Source organism: Kitasatospora sp. NPDC038210 (genome assembly GCF_055600605.1).
The window spans coordinates 216800-231521 of sequence record NZ_JBVJYK010000006.1 but is presented as its reverse complement, the minus strand read 5'-3'; the positions used below and the strand labels follow the sequence as shown (position 1 = coordinate 231521).

At 72.0% G+C, this 14722-nt stretch carries 15 protein-coding genes; 5 read left to right on the top strand and 10 right to left on the bottom strand.

Features of this window, described 5'->3' with window-relative positions; all coding sequences use genetic code 11:
• Positions 1–339: 339 nt before the first annotated feature.
• From ACZ7KX_RS15080 to ACZ7KX_RS15070, 3 genes are all read left to right on the top strand, one after another.
• A complete protein-coding gene (locus ACZ7KX_RS15080) occupies positions 340–1614 on the top strand; it encodes an extracellular solute-binding protein (RefSeq protein ID WP_470326969.1) in 1275 nt (424 codons plus the stop codon).
• Between the two features lie 282 nt (positions 1615–1896).
• Positions 1897–2982: an SIS domain-containing protein gene (locus ACZ7KX_RS15075; protein ID WP_470326806.1), complete on the top strand. Its 1086-nt coding sequence runs from the start codon at positions 1897–1899 to the stop codon at positions 2980–2982.
• 444 nt (positions 2983–3426) lie between these two features.
• Positions 3427–4947 (top strand): sensor histidine kinase, encoded by a 1521-nt coding sequence (locus tag ACZ7KX_RS15070; RefSeq protein WP_350522976.1) that lies wholly within the window; start codon positions 3427–3429, stop codon positions 4945–4947.
• A 516-nt stretch (positions 4948–5463) separates the two neighbouring features.
• Here the strand turns inward: ACZ7KX_RS15070 and ACZ7KX_RS15065 are convergent.
• Both ACZ7KX_RS15065 and ACZ7KX_RS15060 read right to left on the bottom strand, forming a co-directional pair.
• Positions 5464–5715 (bottom strand): WhiB family transcriptional regulator, encoded by a 252-nt coding sequence (locus tag ACZ7KX_RS15065; RefSeq protein WP_014138019.1) that lies wholly within the window; start codon positions 5713–5715, stop codon positions 5464–5466.
• Between the two features lie 368 nt (positions 5716–6083).
• Positions 6084–7055: a diacylglycerol/lipid kinase family protein gene (locus tag ACZ7KX_RS15060; RefSeq protein WP_350522975.1), complete on the bottom strand. Its 972-nt coding sequence runs from the start codon at positions 7053–7055 to the stop codon at positions 6084–6086.
• A gap of 50 nt (positions 7056–7105) precedes the next feature.
• Here ACZ7KX_RS15060 and ACZ7KX_RS15055 point away from each other — a divergent pair, with 50 nt between their 5' ends.
• A complete protein-coding gene (locus ACZ7KX_RS15055) occupies positions 7106–7534 on the top strand; it encodes a hypothetical protein (protein ID WP_470326805.1) in 429 nt (142 codons plus the stop codon).
• Between the two features lie 60 nt (positions 7535–7594).
• Here ACZ7KX_RS15055 and ACZ7KX_RS15050 read toward each other — a convergent pair whose 3' ends face one another.
• The 8 genes from ACZ7KX_RS15050 to sodN all read right to left on the bottom strand — a co-directional run bounded on the left by ACZ7KX_RS15050 (position 7595) and on the right by sodN (position 14092).
• Positions 7595–8608 (bottom strand): RNA polymerase sigma factor SigF, encoded by a 1014-nt coding sequence (locus ACZ7KX_RS15050; protein WP_350522973.1) that lies wholly within the window; start codon positions 8606–8608, stop codon positions 7595–7597.
• 168 nt (positions 8609–8776) lie between these two features.
• Positions 8777–9187, bottom strand: a complete 411-nt coding sequence (locus tag ACZ7KX_RS15045) for an ATP-binding protein (protein WP_218203464.1) — start codon at positions 9185–9187, stop codon at positions 8777–8779.
• A 196-nt stretch (positions 9188–9383) separates the two neighbouring features.
• On the bottom strand, positions 9384–9860 hold the full coding sequence (locus ACZ7KX_RS15040) for a GNAT family N-acetyltransferase (protein WP_350522972.1): 477 nt from the start codon (positions 9858–9860) through the stop codon (positions 9384–9386).
• A 10-nt stretch (positions 9861–9870) separates the two neighbouring features.
• A complete protein-coding gene (locus ACZ7KX_RS15035; RefSeq protein WP_470326804.1) occupies positions 9871–10254 on the bottom strand; it encodes a nuclear transport factor 2 family protein in 384 nt (127 codons plus the stop codon).
• An 87-nt stretch (positions 10255–10341) separates the two neighbouring features.
• Positions 10342–11334, bottom strand: coding sequence for an ABC transporter substrate-binding protein (locus ACZ7KX_RS15030; RefSeq protein ID WP_470326803.1), 993 nt, complete (start codon positions 11332–11334; stop codon positions 10342–10344).
• Positions 11335–11352: 18 nt separating this feature from the next.
• Complete coding sequence (locus ACZ7KX_RS15025; protein ID WP_470326968.1) at positions 11353–12195, bottom strand: ABC transporter ATP-binding protein; 843 nt, start codon at positions 12193–12195, stop codon at positions 11353–11355.
• A gap of 59 nt (positions 12196–12254) precedes the next feature.
• A complete protein-coding gene (locus tag ACZ7KX_RS15020) occupies positions 12255–13322 on the bottom strand; it encodes a FecCD family ABC transporter permease (protein ID WP_470326802.1) in 1068 nt (355 codons plus the stop codon).
• Between the two features lie 374 nt (positions 13323–13696).
• Positions 13697–14092 carry a superoxide dismutase, Ni gene (sodN, locus tag ACZ7KX_RS15015; RefSeq protein WP_350628137.1) on the bottom strand — a complete coding sequence of 132 codons (396 nt, stop codon included), beginning with the start codon at positions 14090–14092 and terminating at the stop codon, positions 13697–13699.
• Positions 14093–14349: 257 nt separating this feature from the next.
• Here sodN and sodX point away from each other — a divergent pair, with 257 nt between their 5' ends.
• On the top strand, positions 14350–14712 hold the full coding sequence (gene sodX, locus ACZ7KX_RS15010) for a nickel-type superoxide dismutase maturation protease (RefSeq protein WP_396544727.1): 363 nt from the start codon (positions 14350–14352) through the stop codon (positions 14710–14712).
• The last annotated feature ends 10 nt before the right edge of the window (positions 14713–14722 follow it).

The window sequence follows — 14722 nt, the reverse complement described above, 5'->3', positions numbered from 1 at the left end:
GTGACCGTGCTCCCTCAAGTAAGCCTTAAATCCACCTTAATTTCCACTTACGGTGACGGGGCGGCGACTGATCGCCACGGGCTACAACGGCTCTGCAACGGCCTTGGTCGCAAAGGCCGTTGGCCGTTGACACCGCCATTGGTCTAGGCCAGAGTCCAGTCATCCGGTTCGAATTTCAACCTCACCGGATGTGGTATCGGCCCACCCCGAAGCACGTCGCCGCCCCCTGTCCGGACTCTCCGCTGCGGGCGCCAATCACGCTGCCGGCGGGCATCACGGCTCTCAACACCCTCGGAGGACGGCGTGAAGACGCGTCAGCTCATCTCGGCGCTCGGGACCATGGCACTGGCGGCGGGCCTGACGGCCTGTTCCTCGTCGGGCTCACCGTCGGGCGACGGCAAGGGCTCCGCCGCCTCGAAGGCCGCCACCGGCACCGTCACCGTCTGGCTGATGGACGACGCCCAGAAGAACTGGCCCGACCTCGTCCAGCGGGTCAACGACGAGTTCGCGGCGAAGTACCCGAACGTCGCCCTCAAGCTCTCGTACCAGGGCTGGGCGGACAAGGTCACCAAGCTGGACAAGGCGATCGCGGAGGGCTCCGCCCCCGACGTCGTCGAGCTGGGCAACACGGAGACCATGAAGTACGTGCTGTCCGGCGCGCTGGCCCCGGTGGACCGGACCAGCTTCGACAACTCCGACAGCTGGATCAAGGCGCTCGCCAACACCTGCACCTACCAGGACAAGCTCTGGTGCGTGCCGTACTACGCCGGCTCGCGGGTCGCCATCTACAACTCCGCGGCCTTCCAACAGGCCACCGGCAACGCCGAGTTCCCGAAGACCGAGCCCGAACTGCTGGCCGCCCTGGACAAGGTCGCGGACAAGAACAAGGCGGACAGGACCTTCTCCCCGCTCTACCTGCCCGGCCCGTACTGGTACGCGGCGATGAGCTACGTGGCCGCCTACGGCGGCAGCATCGCCAAGTTCGACAGCGCCGGGAACTGGCACGGCACCCTGCACGACCCCAAGTCCCAGGAGGGCATCGGCCACTTCGTCGACCTGGTGCGCAAGTACAACAAGGGCGACCTGGCGGTGAACGAGCAGAACCAGTTCGAGTCGATGGCCCGCGGGCACGCCGCGTCCTTCTACGGCAACGGCTACGAGGCGGCCTCCGTCACCGCGCCGGTCACCGGCGACCCGAGCCTCAAGGACGCCGTCAAGGTGGCCACCATGCCCGGCCCGGACGGCAAGCCGCTGCCGACCTTCATCGGCGGCTCCGACCTCGCCGTCACGGCCAAGTCCCCGTCGGTGGCGCTGGCGGCCGACTGGATCCGGATGTTCACCAGCACCAAGTCCGAGCAGGCGCTGGCCGACAAGGACATCCTGCCGAACAACCTCACCCAGCTGAACCCGCTGAAGAACAAGCCGTCCACCGCCGCCGCGGCCAACGCCGTCCCGGACGCCTGGTTCACCCCGCTGGCCCCCGGCTGGGGCGCGGTCGAGAAGCAGAAGGTCATCCCGGACATGCTGAGCGCGATCCTCAAGGGCAAGTCGGTGGACCAGGCCACCAAGGAGGCGGACGCCGCGATCGACCAGCTGATCAACAAGGCGTCCTGAGCCGCCCCGCCGCCGTCCGCCCTCCCGTCTCCGGAGCGGCGGGCGGCGGGCGGTGGGTCGGACGGAGGTCCGACGGGAGGCCCGGAGACGGATCGCGCGCCGGGCGCGCGGGGCGCACGACGGGCGTGCGGCAGGGAAGTTCGGAGGTGCTCCGGGCCGGGCGCGCCCATAGGATTGCCGGGCACGAAGAACCGCCGCGAGTGTGCGGACTCGCCGCCGTAGAGGTCCCCGTCGGGCAGCCGCCCGGGCGGGGTCGAACCGTCTCATCGGAGGCAGACCCAGATGTCCGACCCGCACACCGCTCCCGTCCCCGGCCGGATCATGGCGGCGGAGATGGCCGAGCAGCCGGCCGTCCTCCAGCGCATCCTCGACGAGGGTGCCCCGAAGATCCGCGGGATCGCGGCCGAGATCGCCACCCGCAACCCGCGCTTCGTCCTGCTCACCGCGCGGGGCACGTCCGACAACGCCGCGCTGTACGCCAAGTACCTGGTCGAGATCCTGCTCGGCAAGCCGGCCGGTCTGACCTCGATGTCCACCACGACCGCGTACGGCGCCAAGCCGGACCTCACCGACGTCCTGGTGATCACCGTCAGCCAGTCCGGCGGCTCGCCGGACCTGGTGGCCTCCACCAAGGCCGCCCGCGAGGCCGGCGCCATCACCCTCGCGGTCACCAACAACGCCTCCTCGCCGCTGGCCGAGGTCTCCGAGTTCCACATCGACGTGCTGGCCGGCCCGGAGAAGGCGCTGCCCGCCACCAAGACCTACACCGCCGAGCTGCTGGCGCTCTACCTGCTGGTCGAGGGCCTCGCGGAGGCCTGGGGGTACTCCCGGCGGGAGCCCGGGGAGGGCTCGGCCGCCGAGGGGCTGCCGGCCCTGGCCGCGGGCGTGCTGGAGCGGCACGCCGAGGTGCGGGCACTGGCCGAGCGCTACCGCTTCGCCCAGCGCCTGGTCATCACCTCGCGCGGCTACGGCTACCCGACGGCGCGCGAGGCGGCGCTGAAGCTGATGGAGACCACCTACATCCCGGCCAGCCCGTTCTCCGGCGCGGACCTGCTGCACGGCCCGCTGGCCATGGTGGACAACGTCTCGCCGGTCATCGCGATCGTCCCGGACGGCAAGGGCGGCGAAGCCCTGCAGCCGGTCCTGGACCGGCTGCGCGGCCGCGGTGCGGACCTGGTGGTGATCGGCCAGCAGGCGCAGGTGGACGCCGCCTCGGCGGGCTTCGTGCTGCCGGCCGGGGTGCCGGAGGAGGTGCAGCCGATCCTGGAGATCCTGCCGCTGCAGCTGCTGGCGTACGAGGTCACCATCGCCCGCGGTCAGGACCCGGACTCCCCGCGAGCGCTGGCCAAGGTCACCGAGACGAGGTAGGCCCCGGTCGACCGAGGAAGACCGGCCCGCGCGCGGACCGGCCCCCGTCCACAGCCTGTGGACGGGGGCCGGTCCGCTGAGCGGCGGAAACGTGGTCCGGGGCCGCGCGGCGGCCGGAGAGCACTACGGGCCACGGCGCCGACACGGGACCCTCAACCCGTGCGGCACCGCAGCCCGGAGCTGTCGTCGGGCGCCGGGGACGATCGAGGACTGTGCGGGGTCCTCGTTCGGCGGCGTCCGACCGAGGAGGGGCCGCGCGCGGTCAGGGCAGTTGCGCGGGGTCCGCTCCTTGGTGCCCTTTCATTGTGGACTAGACCAATCTGGGTTGTCCAGGCCGCTCGGGGAATTGGTCTAAACAACTCCGGGCCGTCGGGAGGCCGTCACGCGCCGTCCGCCCGCCGGTCCGCCGCGCCCCGCCCGGACCGGCGGCGCTACCCTCGCCATGTGCCCTCGCTGAACGAACTCGTCCGCCGCCACACCACCCTCACCGGGGCCGACGTGGAATGGCTCCACATGCTGGTCTCGGAGTGGCAGCTGCTCTCCGACCTCTCCTTCGCCGACCTGGTGCTGTGGATCCCCACCTGGGACGGCATCCGCTACGTCTCGGTGGCGCAGATGCGGCCCAACACCGGGCCGACCTCCTACCAGGACGACATGGTCGGCCACCTCGTCCCGCGCGGTCGGCGCCCGCTGCTGGACGCCGCCTTCGACGAGGGCCGGATCGTGCGCGAGGGCGACCCGGAGTGGCGCGAGGAGGTCCCGGTCCGGGTCGAGTCGATCCCGGTCCGGCGCGAGGGCAAGGTGCTCGGGGTGATCGCCCGCAACACCAACCTGCTGACCGTCCGCACCCCCAGCCGGCTGGAGCTCACCTACCTGCAGAGCGCCTCCGACCTGGCCCAGATGATCGCCGCCGGCAGCTTCCCCTTCCCCGGCATCGAACAGGTCGACATGGACGCCGCCCCCCGCGTCGGCGACGGCCTGATCCGCCTGGACGCGGACGGCATCGTCACCTACGCCAGCCCCAACGCGCTCTCCGCCTACCACCGCCTCGGCCTCACCACCGACCTGGTCGGCAGCCACCTCGGCCGCACCACCGCGGACCTCGCCCCGCCGTCCCGCGGCGCCGTCCACGAGGCACTGGTGAAGGTGGCCAGCGGCTGGGCGCCCCGGCAGACCGAGGTGGAGGCGCAGGGGGGAGTGGTGACCGTGCGGGCGATCCCGCTCAAGCCCAAGGGCACCCTGACCGGATCGCTGGTGCTCTGCCGCGACGTCACCGAGCTGCGCCGCCGCGACCGCGAGCTGATGACCAAGGACGCCACCATCCGGGAGATCCACCACCGGGTGAAGAACAACCTGCAGACCGTCGCGGCCCTGCTGCGGCTGCAGTCCCGCCGGATGGAGTCGGAGTCCGGCCGGGCCGCGCTGGACGAGGCGGTGCGCCGGGTCGGCTCGATCGCGATCGTGCACGAGACGCTCTCCCAGGCCCTGGACGAGCAGGTGGCCTTCGACGAGATCGCCGACCGGGTGCTGGCGATGGTGATGGAGCTGTCCCAGGACGGCCGGGTGGCGACCCGCCGCACCGGCAGCTTCGGCATCCTGTCCGCCGAGGTCGCCACCCCGCTGTCGATGGTGCTGACCGAGCTGCTGCAGAACGCCCTGGAGCACGCGTTCGGCCCGACGGCCTCCGGGAACCTGGAGGTCAGCGCGCTGCGCGGGCGGGCCCCGGCGACCGGGATGGGCTGGTCGGACAGCTGGAACGGCGGCGCCCGACCGGAGGAGTACCTGCTGATCACCGTGCAGGACGACGGCCGCGGCATGCCGGAGGGGTTCGACCCGAAGACGGCGGGCAACCTCGGCCTGCAGATCGTCCGGACGCTGGCCACCGGCGAGCTGGGCGGCACTTTCGACATGGTGGCCGGTCCGAACGGCGGTACGAAGGTGGTGCTGGAGATCCCGGTCCGCTGAGGACCCGGGCCCGCTGCCGGCCCGGTGCGCCGGGTCCGGCCCGGCTGAGATTCTGCTGAGAATCCGTTGCACGAGGGCGTTCGCCGGGGGCGCGCGTTCGGCGGAAGCGCCGGCTCCGCGCTCCGGCCGCCCCAGGCCGCTTCGGCCGGACGCGGACGCGGAGGCGGAACGCGGGAGCGCGAACGGTCGCGGAAACAGAAACGAGGCCCTGTCGACCGGGGGGGGTGGGTCGACAGGGCCTCTCAACCCGTTCCGGCCGTCGGGGGGAGTCGGCCGGAACGGGGGCTCTGGGTAGAGCGACACCTCGCCGGTGCGTTGCACACGGTGAGCGTCACAGCTCCACGATATTGCTCTAAGTGAACAGTATCAAGTGGCTGGACGGGTCCGGTGTCGCGGGACCAAGCCGGGCAAGGTCCTTTGTGCGGAAGGCTTCACCAGGAGGTGCAGGGAAGCCTTTGATCATGTGTTGATCGGAACTGCGGTCACTGCTGGTGCTACGCCGTGTGATCGGCGCGATCAGGCGGTGCGGGCGCGGTTGCGGGCGGCGCGGCGCTTCATCGCGCGACGCTCGTCCTCGCTCATGCCGCCCCAGACGCCGGCGTCCTGGCCGGTTTCGAGGGCCCACTGGAGGCACTGCTCCATCACCGGACAGCGGCGGCACACGGCCTTGGCTTCCTCGATCTGCAGCAGAGCAGGACCGGTGTTCCCGATCGGGAAGAACAGCTCCGGGTCCTCTTCGCGGCAGACAGCGCGGTGGCGCCAGTCCATGGTCGTCCAACTCCTCCTGCCGACGGGGGTTGCCCGGGCGGCATAATCGATGGCTTTGTGAATGTGAACGCTTTCACGAATCCCGCAACAGCAAAAGAGACCAAAGGCCTACCGGGCCCGGGTGGTCTGTGCTGGGGGGGATTCGGCGATTCGAGGGACACCCCGCGGTCGGTGTTCCGTGGTTCCGGAGTCGCCGTCGCTGCGATGTGTCCCGATCGCCATGTAGAGGTTCGCAAACCTCGGGCTCGGATACAACCCCCTTCGGGGAGGAATTTTTGATTCTTCGGTGTCGCCTAGCTCACAGCCAGTACTTCTATGGAGTGAAGGGGGCTTGTGCGTTCGAGAAGAAGGGTGAACCCCGCTTCCGGTCACACAATCACACGCAGTGCCCGCCGAACGCCTGTGAAACTGACGCGACTCCTGTCTCCAAGATGGTCGCCGTCCACCTGGAACGGGGCCGGTTCCTCTGAAACCAAGGTGAAGTGCCGGACGTCGTGGTAGGAGACGACGTGCTTCCCGGACGGGCCGACCGGCGGTGCGCCGTCGCTCGAAGGCGTGTGTGACCGCAGGATCTGACGGATCGTTCGAGCCGTACCGAACGCCGTCATCCGGGTGATGCCGAAGACGTCGAGGTCCGTGTCGAAGGAGGCGAGCGGTGAGGGGTAGACCGGGCGGTTGCCGAGGAACGTCCACGGCGAGGTGTTGCTGACTATCGACAGCACGAGCCCCGGAACGGCCTCGCGGCCCGGCAGCTCCAGGGAAACCGGGCCGGATCGGCGCTGCTCACGCTGGGTGAAGTAGTGCCGGATCGCCTGCGTGACGTAGAGGGCGTGGGTGGACTTGCGCCCGGCCCTGCGCTGCTCCTCGACCCGGCCGACCACGCCGGCGTCGAAGCCGAGGCCGGCGGTGAAGGTGAACCAGCGGTCCGGCAGGCCGTCGGTCATCGCCTTGCCCAACCCGATCGGGCGCTCCTGCTTGTGTTCCAGCGCGTGCAGCAGGGCCCCGGTGGCCTCCACCGGGTCGTTGGGCAGGCCCAGCGCGCGGGCGAACACATTGGTCGAACCGCCCGGCACCACGGCCAGTCGCGGGACCTTCTCGCCCGGGCCGTGCGCCAGCAGCCCGTTCACCACCTCGTTGACGGTGCCGTCGCCCCCCAGTGCCACCACCAGGTCGACCGTGCCGTCCTCCGCCGCCTCGCGGGCCAGGTCGCGCGCGTGGCCCCGGTACTGCGTCTCGGCCACCTCCAGCTTGAGGTCGCTGCGCAGGGCGTGGATCAGGACGTCCCTGGTCCGGCCACTGGTGGTGGTGGCCTTGTGGTTCACGACCAGGAGAGCGCGCATGGGGAAAGCCTACGGGGCGGTACGGACCAACCGGCGGCTACCCTGCTGGAGTGACCGCAGAAACCTCCGCACCCGTACCCGCGGCCGACTCCGGCCGTCCGGCGTCCCTGACCCTGGGCGCCGCCATCACCGCCCTGGAGGGCGCCGCGCTGGCCGTCGTCGGCGCCTGGGACATGGTGGCCGCGCTGTCCGGCCAGTCCAAGCAGCTCGCCCTGAACGAGTTCGGCGGCGTGGTCATCGTGCTGCTCGGCGTGTTGCCGGTGCTGGCCGCCCGCGCGCTGCTGAAGGAGCGCCGCTGGGGCCGCAGCCCGGCGGTGCTGACCAACTCGATCTGCCTGCCGGTCGCCTACTACATGTTCCAGAGCGGCGGCACGATGATCGCCGTCGGCGCCCTGGTCGGCCTGCTCGGGCTGGTGGGCATCGGCTCGCTGCTCAACCCGAAGTCGACGGCGGCCCTGTACGCCCCGTCCGAGGACTGAGCGCACAGGGCCGCCGGAGGGCCGGACGGCCGCGCAGCCGGAGCTGAGCGGCCGTCAGCCCTACTCCTCCACCAGCAGCTTCTCCCTCAGCTGGGCCAACGTCCGGGCGAGCAGCCGGGACACGTGCATCTGGGAGATCCCCACCTCGGCGGCGATCTGCGACTGGGTCATGTTCCGGAAGAACCGCAGCACCAGGATCTTCTGCTCCCGGGGCGGCAGTTGGGCCAGCAGCGGCTTGAGCGACTCGCGGTACTCGACGCCCTCCAGCGCCTCGTCGGTCGCGCCCAGGGTGTCCGCGACGGCCGGCGACTCGTCGTCGCTGTCCGGCACGTCCAGGGACAGCGTGGAGTACGCGTTGGCGGACTCCAGGCCCTCCAGGACGTCCTCCTCGGAGATCCCCAGGTGCTCGGCCAGCTCGTGCACCGTGGGGGAGCGGCCGTGCCGCTGGGAGAGCTCGCTGGTCGCCGTGGTGAGCGACAGCCGCAGCTCCTGCAGGCGGCGCGGGACGCGCACCGCCCAGCCCTTGTCGCGGAAGTGCCGCTTGATCTCCCCGACGATGGTCGGCGTCGCGTAGGTGGAGAACTCGACCCCGCGCTCGTGGTCGAAGCGGTCCACCGACTTGATCAGGCCGATGGTGGCGACCTGGGTGAGGTCGTCCAGCGGCTCGCCCCGGTTGCGGAAGCGCCGGGCCAGGTGCTCGACCAGCGGGATGTGCATCCGCACCAGCTGGTTGCGCAGCTCGACCCGCTCCGGCGAGCCCTCGGGCAGCGCCGACAGGCGGACGAACAGGGCGCGGGCGGCCTCCCGGTCCGGGGCGCCGGAGCGGTGCGCGCCCTGCGCGGGCACGGCGCCGTGCAGCTCAGCCTCGGCCGTCTCGTCCGCCCGGTCCGCCGGCTCCGGCGGGGGGACGGAGTCGGGCGTCGGCTCAGACGTCGGCTCGGTCGGGTGGCTCATCCGGTGGGCGTCCTTCGGGTGCGCTTCGTCGTTGGCGGCGAGGCCGGGAACGCTCGCCTGGGTCGGTACGGCAGGTCCCGCCGTCGCGAGGCCGGTACGGTCCAGATCACTCACGGCCATTCCCCCGTTCCGTTCCGGGAGCACCGGGGCCGCGGCCCCGGAATCGTCTCGTTGGTCGTACCGCCCGGAGGCGGTACCGGGAGCCGTCCGCCCGGCCCCGGGAGGGGGTGCGGCGGACGGCCCTTGCGCGGGTGCTGCTCGGTCTGTGCGGTGCGGTCCGGCGCCCGGCTAGTGGGCCGTGGACCCGCCGCGCTTCTTGTGCAGGCTGATCGACACGGTGTTGTCCTCGCCGACCGAGGAGTCGACCTCGCCGGCCAGCGCGGAGAGCACCGTCCAGGCGAAGGTGTCCCGCTCGGGGGCCTTGCCGTCGGTGGTCGGGGCGGCGACGGTCACCTTCAGCGAGTCGCCGACCAGGCGGAACTCGCAGGAAAGGACGGAGCCCGGCACCGCCTGCTGCAGCAGGATGGCGCAGGCCTCGTCGACCGCGATCCGCAGGTCCTCGATCTCGTCGAGGGTGAAGTCCAGCCGGGCCGCCAACCCGGCCGTCGCTGTTCGCAGCACGGAGAGGTAGGCCCCCGCCGCGGGGAGCCGGACCTCCACGAAATCCTGAACACCGAGATCGCCGTCGATCTGGGACACCCTTGCCTCCTGGGTGACGCGCTGTGCTTGCTTGGTACCCCGCTTGTTACCCCTGCTTGCCGCCCCTCAAAGGAGGCACCGGGGTTGCGGGTCCGCCATCACTCTGCCTGCCCCGTTGCACCCCGGTTCGGGGTTACTCATGGTAAGGCATTGCGACGCAGGGTGGCAGACCCTTTCCCGGACTCCGTCGGTCCGCTCAGCGGCGGCCGGCGGCGGCGAGCGCCTCGTCGGTGAGCCGGTACACGGTCCACTCGTCCATCGGCACCGCACCGATCGACTTGTAGAAGTCGATCGACGGCTGGTTCCAGTCCAGCACCGACCACTCCACCCGGGAGTAGCCGCGCTCCACGGCGATCCGGGCGAGCTCCAGCAGCAGGGCCTTGCCGTGGCCGCCGCCGCGCGCCTCCGGGCGGACGTACAGGTCCTCCAGGTAGATCCCGTGGGTGCCGCGCCAGGTCGAGAAGTTGCGGAACCAGAGGGCGAAGCCCACCGGCTCGCCGGTCGTCCCGTCCTCGGCGATCAGGCCGAACACGGCCGGATCGGCCCCGAACAGGGCCTCGCGCAGCTGCTCCTCGGTGGCCACGGCCTCGTGCGGGGCCTTCTCGTACTCCGCGAGCTCACGGATCATGGCGTGGATGACGGGAACGTCGGTGGCGACTGCGGTGCGGATCATGCCAGCGAGCCTACTGCTCGGGCCCCGTCTCGTCCCAGGCCTGGACGGAGGTCTGGTCGACGATCCTTCCGTCCCGCAGGTCGGCCATCGAGGCCATCAGCACCCGGACGCCGTCCGGGTAGCGGCAGGACTCCAGGAAGGCGACGTGGTCGTCCTGGACCACCACCTGCTCCAGCTTGTGGGTCATCTCGCGGCCGTAGATGTCGCTCAGCATGGCGCCGATCTCCTCCAGCCCGTGCATCACCAGGGGGTGGCTGGGCTGGGTCTTCCGGTCGACCACACGCAGTTCGGCGTCCTCCGCGTAGAGCGCCAGGAGGGCGTCGGCGTCGCAGCGTTCGATGCCCTCGCGCAGGGCGCGGGCGTCGAAGGCGGCGGGGGCCGCCATGGTGGTCATGATTCGCTCCTCCGGTCGGGGTCCGTCGGCTCGTACCTAGAGCCTACGCCCGGCACCACCGACCGGAGGGGCCGGAGACCGGGCCGGTCAGCGGGCCGGCACGGTGCGCAGGTACTCGGCCAGGGTGCCGATCGCGGCCGGGTTGCGCGGGCTCTCCACCAGGTCGACGTAGTCCAGTACGAAGATCCGGTCGTTCCTGATCGCGGAGACGCCGGCCAGCGGCGGGAAGGACTTGAGGAACTTCCGCTTCTCCTCGGCGCCCGGGGTCGCGTAGTCGTTGATCACGATCACCTCGGGGTCGCGCTGCACCACGCTCTCCCAGCCGGCGGTGACCCAGGTGTCGGCGAGGTCGCCCATGATGTTGGTGCCGCCGGCCTTGGCGATGATCTCGTCGGCGGCGGCGAACTTCCCGGCGGTGTACGGCTTGTCCTGCCCGCTGTCGTACAGGAAGACGGACGGGCGGCGCTCGGGCTGCGGGACGGCGGCGATCCGGGCCCTGGAGTCGGCGATCAGCCGGTCGGCGCGGTCCTCGACGTCGAAGATCTCGCCGAGGTTGGCCAGGTCCGTGTAGAGCGCGTCCAGCGGGTCCATCACGCCGCGTTCGGTGCCCCTGCCGCTGCGGCAGGACTCGCTGAGCACGTACGAGTCGATGCCCAGGGCCTTGAACGCCTGCGGGGTGACGCCGCTGCCCTCGTCGAAGCCGTAGTGCCAGCCGGCCAGCACCAGGTCGGCCCTGGCGTCCAGGGCGATCTCCTTGGTGAGCACCTTCTTGGAGAGCCAGGCGGTCTGCTGGTAGCCGTCCTTCCACGGCACCTTGTCGACCCGGCCCTTGTCGTCGGGCATGACGTAGCCGGCCATCCGGTCGGCCAGGCCGAGGGAGAGCATCAGTTCGGTGATGTTGACGTCGTTGGTGACCACCCGGGCCGGCTTCTGCGGGAAGGTCAGCTCCTCGCCGCAGTTCTGCACGGTCACCGGGTAGTGGGCGGAGCCGGTCGAGGCCTCCCGGGGGGCGATCTCCGCGCCGCAGGCGGTGAGTCCGAGGACGAGCAGGGCGGCGGCGGCAACGGCCTTGGTGCGCACGGTGGTTCCTCCGGTGGTTCAGGCGTCGGTGGTTCGGGCGGTCCGGGCCCCGGGCGGCCGGGCGTCGGGGGAGCGGTCGAGGCGGTCGAACAGCAGCTGGAGGGCGCCGGTCTCCGGGTGCCGGACCGGCGTGGCCCGGACACCGAACACCTCGGCCAGCAGGGCGGGCCGGAGCACCTGGGCGGGCGGCCCGGAGGCCACGATCCGGCCGGCCCGCAGGACGTACAGCAGGTCGCAGTGGCTCGCCGCCAGGTTGAGGTCGTGCAGCGCGGTGAGCACCGTCGGGCCGGCCTCGCGGGCCAGCGCCAGGACCTCCAACTGGTGTGCGACGTCGAGGTGGTTGGTGGGTTCGTCGAGCACGAGAAGGCGCGGCTCCTGGACCAGCGCGCGGGCGAACAGCACCCGTTGCTTCTCGCCCCCGGACAGGCTCAGGAAGCCCCGTTCGGCGAGGTGCCCGGCCCGGACCTTGGCCAGGGCCCCGGCGCAGCGCTCCCGGTCCCCGTCGGCCGGGCCGCCGAGGCCGCGCCGGTGCGGCAGCCGGCCCATGGCGACCACCTCGGCCACCGTGAAGTCGAACTCGGCGGAGTGCTCCTGGGTCAGCGCGGCCACCCGCCGGGCCGTCTCCCGCGCGGAGAGCGCGTGCAGGTCGTCGCCGTCGAGCCGGACGGCCCCGCCGGTGGGCTTCAGCACCCGGTAGACGCAGCGCAGCAGGGTCGACTTGCCGCTGCCGTTCGGTCCGACCAGGCCGACCACCTGCCCGGCGGCGGCCGCCAGGCTCACCTCGTGGACGATCCGGGTGCCGGCCGACTCCACCGAGACGGTGTCGACGTCGAGGTCCTGGGCCTTCGCCCGGTCGGGCAGGGCGGTCGAGCCGGTCGAGCCGGTCGAGCCGGTCGGGCCGGTCGTGCGGATCGCGTCGGTCACCGTCGGCCTCCGAAGGCGTGGCCGCGCCGACGCATCATCAGCAGGAAGGCGGGCACGCCGAGCACGGCGGTGAACACCCCGACGGGCAGTTCGGCGGGTGCCAGCAGGGTGCGGGAGGCGATGTCCACCCAGACCAGCAGCAGCGCCCCGGCGAGCGGGGCGACCAGCAGCACCCGGCGGTGCCCGGCGCCGACCAGCATCCGCGCCACGTGCGGCACCAGCAGCCCGACGAAGCCGATCGCGCCGCTGACCGCGACCACCGTGCCGGTGACGGCGGCGGTCACCACGAACAGTTCGCGGCGCATCCGGTCCGGGTCCACGCCGAGCGAGGCGGAGGTCTCGTCGCCCATGGCGAGCGCGTCCAGCCGTCCGGCGGCGCAGCCGAGGTGGGCGAGGCCGGCCAGGACGGTGCAGGCGGCGATCGGCACCGAGCCCCAGGTGGCGCCGCCGAGGCTGCCGAGCAGCCACATCATGGCGTTCCGGGCGGCGTCGCCGCGGTCGGCGGCGAAGACCATCAGGGTGGTGGCGGCGGCGAAGCCGTAGGAGAGGGCGGTGCCGGTGAGCACCAGCCGCAGCGGCGTGAGCCCGTACGCGGTGCGGGCGGCGACGTAGACCAGCGTCATCGCGAGCAGTGCGGAGCCGAAGGCGGAGGCGGAGATCGCCCACACCCCGAGCGAGGCGAAGGCGCCGAACAGCAGGACGGCGTTGGCGCCGACGGCCGCGCCGGAGGAGATGCCGAGGACGAAGGGGTCGGCGAGGGCGTTGCGCACCAGCGCCTGGACGGCGACCCCGGTGGCGGCCAGCCCCGCCCCGACCACGGCGGCCAGGACGGTGCGCGGCAGCCGGATCTCCCAGACGATGGCGTACGCGGCCGCCTCGTCGGCCTCCAGCCGACCGCCCGTCAGTCCGGCTCCCAGCAGCCGCAGTACGTGCGGGAGTCCGATCCCGGAGGAGCCCAGCGCGACCCCGCAGACCAGCGACAGCAGCAGGGCGGCGCCGAGGCCGACGGTGAGCGGGAGCACGGGTGTCCGGTGGACGGACGGGCCGCCGGCTACGCGTGTCACGGCTACGCGTGTCACGGGTGCGCGGGTCACGGATGCGCGGGTCACGGATGCGCCTTGCCTCGGGCCGCGGGTACGCCGGGGCGGGCGCCGGCCGGGGGCGTGCCCGGGCGCCGTCCCCCTCGCAGTCCACGGCGAGTCGTCGGGAGTCCAACGGCCGAGGGCGATCGGGCTGGCGCGGCCGCACCGCGGGGGCGGGCCGTGCTCACCGTTGCGGGTCAGCGCCGGATTCTCACCGGACTTCCCCCTCGGACGCCCTGGCAGCATAACAGGCACTCAGGGTAGGCAACCCTTACCGGGGTCGGGCCGGGCGTGAACGCACGACCGCCCCCGTCCGGCGGTGCGGACGGGGGCGGTCGGGTGGCGACGCGTCAGGCTCAGGCCTGCTTGGTCTCCCAGAAGATCTTGTCGACCTCGGCGATCAGGTCCAGCAGGGCCTGGCCGGTGGCCGGGTCGGTGGACGCCTTGGCGGCCGAGGCGGCCTTCAGGGTGTCGTTGATCAGCTGGTGCAGCTGCGGGTACTTCTCGAAGTGCGGGGCCTTGAAGTAGTCGCTCCACAGCACCGAGATGTGGTGCTTGACGGCCTCGGCGCGCTGCTCCTTGATGATGACGGCGCGGGCGCGGAAGTGCGGGTCCTCGTTGGCCTGGTACTTCTCCTGGGTGGCCTTGACCGACTCGGCCTCGATCCGGGCCTGCGCCGGGTCGTACACGCCACAGGGCAGGTCACAGTGGGCGTGAGCGGTGGCACGCGGTGCAAACAGACGAGAGAACATGGGAGTCCTTCCTTAGATCGTCTTCCCGCGCCCGAGATTACCCTTCCGCCCTCGTGGTTTCGCGATCGGGCGGTGGGCCTAGGGCAAAAGGCGGACCCGGAACCGGGGTAATCCGGACACCGAACAGGTGACGGTCCGTACGGCAGACTGGGGGCGGGCGTGCGGGAGGAGGAGTCGTGGCACGGAGCGCGGAACCGGAGGGCCGGACCGGGGGCGGCGTGTTGCCGTTCGGGGTCGTCGACGTGGCGGGCCCGTCGATGGTTCCGACCCTGCGCGAGGGCGACCGGCTGCTGGTCCGCTACGGCGCGCCGATCCGGCCGGGCGCGGTGGTGCTCTTCCGCCACCCCTTCCAGCAGGACCTGCTGGTGGTGAAGCGGGCCGCCGGGCGCCGGCCCGGCGGGTGGTGGCTGCTGTCCGACAACCGTCCGGTGGACAGCGACAGCCGCAGCTACGGCGCGGTCCCGGACGAGCTGGTGCTCGGCCGGGTGCTGCTGCGGCTGAGCCCGCGCCCGTCCTGGCTGGCGCCGGGCCGCCGGCTGGAGCGGCTGCTGCTCGCCCCGCGGCTGGCCCGGGTGCCGGGTCTGGCCCGCCGCCTCGGCGCCTGGGTCGAGGACGTCTAGAAGGGCCCTG